Below are 2,747 nucleotides of genomic sequence, written 5' to 3' on the forward strand. Positions count from 1 at the left end.
ATCCGGTCGTCCTTCGGCACAATCACCATCGTGCCTCCGTTGTACAGCGTCCGCGCGATATCTCCCACGAACACGTCAAACGAGAAGCTTGCGAGCTGCAGCAACCGCACCGGGAACTGATCCAACCGGTATTCCCGCCGGTAGCCCGCCGCCGTGTTCACCAGACTGCGGTGCTCGATCATCACGCCCTTCGGCTTGCCCGTCGTTCCCGACGTATAGATCACGTACGCCAGGTCCTCCGGACGGGCTTCATGGAAGCTGTCGGTGCCAACCTTCTGATGGCTCTCATCGCCGTCGTCCACAGCATCCGTCAGCTTGCCGGAGACCATGCCGGAGACAACCGACGCATTCGCCCGCTCCTCGCTGTACGACGCTTCGTCGTCCAGGTACAGCACCGCCGCCAGCGCCAGCTCCTCTTCGCCGAGCCAGGCTTCGGCACGCTCTCGCAGCGGCGTTTGCGTCAGCAGTACCTTCGTTCCGCTGTCTTCAAGCATGAACCGCACGCGGTCCGCCGGATAATCCGGGTCGAGCGGCACATACGCCCCGCCCGCTTTCCAGACGGCCAGCACGGCCACCAGCAAGTCCACCGAACGCTCGGCGAGAATGCCGACGATCGTCTCCCGGCCGATGCCGCTTGCGCGCAGCGTAGCCGCCAAGCGGTTCGCCCGCTCGTTCAGCTCCGCATAGGTCAGCCGGTCATTCTCGTACACGACGGCCGCCTCTTCCGGCGTGCACTCCGCCTGTTCCTCAAACAGCCGGTGGAACGCGGCCGTAGGAGCCGCCTCCGGCTGCGCCGGGTTAAACGCGCCGAGAATTTGCTCTTTTTCCGCCGGTGTCAAAATGCCCAGCTCGGCAATAGTCGCCGATGGGTTGCGGAGAATGGATTCAAGCAGCTGCAAGTAGTGAGCGGCCAATTTCTCCACCGTTTCGGTTTTATAAAGAGCAGTGGCGTATTCAAACAGATATTCCAAGCCTTCCTCGATCTCCGTGACGTCCAAGCTGAGATCGAATTTAGAAACAATTTCTTCGCTGGCATACGTCGACAAATGGAGTCCGGGAAGCTGGATTTCCAAATTCTCTGTATTCTGCAAAGCAAACATCGTATCGAACAGCGGATTGCGGCGTAAATCACGAGCCACGTTCACCTTATCCACCAGTTCCTCAAACGGATAATTCTGATGTTCAAAAGCGCCCAGCGTCGTCTCCTTGATTTCCTTCAAGTAGTCAAGGAACGTCTTACCGGCAGCCGGATAACTGCGGATGGCCAGGGTATTGACGAACATCCCGATCAGCGGCTGAATGTCGCTGTGATTTCTTCCCGCAATCGGCGTACCGACCACCACGTCTTCTTGCCCTGTATATTTATGCAACAGTATTGTATAACCAGCAAGCAGAACCATGTAAAGCGTTGCGCCGTTCTCGGCTGCAAGCCGTTTCAGACCCTCGCTTTTCTCGCTATGCATAAACAATTGCAGCGTGCGGCCCTCGTAGCTCTGCATAGCCGGGCGCGGATAGTCCGTCGACAATTCCAAAACCGGCAGCTCTCCGCGGAACATGTCGAGCCAGTAGGCTTCCTGCTTGGCAAGCTGAGCTTTCTGCACGTCCGATTGCTGCCATACCGCATAATCTTTGTACTGAATGCGGAGCGGCTCCAACTGCTCCCCGCTGTACAAGCGGACGAACTCTTCGATCAGTACGTCAATCGAAACGCCGTCAGATACGATATGATGCGTATCGAACATTAGAATGTGCCGGTCCGGCGCCAGTTCGGCAAGGCCTACCCGCAGAAGTGGCGGCTTCGCTAGATCAAACGGACGAACGAATTGGCGCACCGTTTCTTCCGCCTGCTCCCCGCTGATCTGCACATATTCCACCTGGAAGGCGGCTTCTTCGTAAATCCGCTGAACCGCTTCGCCTTTTACCATCTCAAAGCCGGTACGCAGCGTTTCATGACGAGCTACGAGCCCGCGGAACGCCTCTTCAAACCGCTGCCGGTCGAGCTCCCCTTCGAGCAGCATAGCTCCCGGTATGTTGTAGCTCAGCTCGGCTCCTTCCAGCTGGTTCAAGATATAGAGACGTTTCTGAGCGGAAGAGAGCGGATAATACTCGCTAGGTTCCGCAGCCGGAATAGCCGTGAACGAGCCGATCTCCAGCCGCTCCATAGCCGCGGCCATTTCCTCAACCGTCGAGTAGCGGAATACGTCGCGAAGCGGGAATTCAACGCCTAGCTCCTTATGCATTTTGCTGACAAGCGTCGTCGCCCGCAGGGAGTGTCCGCCGAGGTCGAAGAAGTTGTCCGTTACGCCTACCGCCTTCTCCCGAACAAGCACAGCCTGCCAAATGGCGGCCAGCTTCGCCTCCAGTTCGGTGCGCGGCGCCACGTATTCGCGGCCTCCGCCTGCTCCCCCTTCCGGTGCCGGCAGCGCCTTCCGGTCGATCTTTCCGTTCGGCGTCAGAGGCAGACGCTCCAGCTCCACGAAGTACGACGGGATCATGTACCCCGGCAGCTCGCTGGCAATCGCCCGCTTCAGGTCCGCCGCCGTCAACCCTTCTTCCGCTGTATAATAAGCGCACAAAGCTTTCTGACCTTCTTGATCTTCCCTGACGACGACGACCGCTTCCTTCACGCCACCTACACTCAGCAGCTTCGCTTCGACTTCGCCCGTCTCAATCCGGTACCCCCGGATTTTCGCCTGGTTGTCGATCCGGCCGATGAAGTCCACGTTGCCGTCTTCCATCCACCGCGC

General features: G+C 58.6%; 1 protein-coding gene. It reads right to left on the reverse strand.

The annotated features are described in order from the left end of the window. Positions 1–2,747, reverse strand: a 2,747-nt coding sequence (locus tag G9G54_RS24750; RefSeq protein WP_165179932.1) for a condensation domain-containing protein, incomplete at both ends; no start/stop codon positions are given.

The sequence above is a fragment of the Paenibacillus sp. EKM212P genome (assembly GCF_011066115.1).
Lineage (GTDB): Bacteria > Bacillota > Bacilli > Paenibacillales > Paenibacillaceae > Paenibacillus > Paenibacillus polymyxa_B.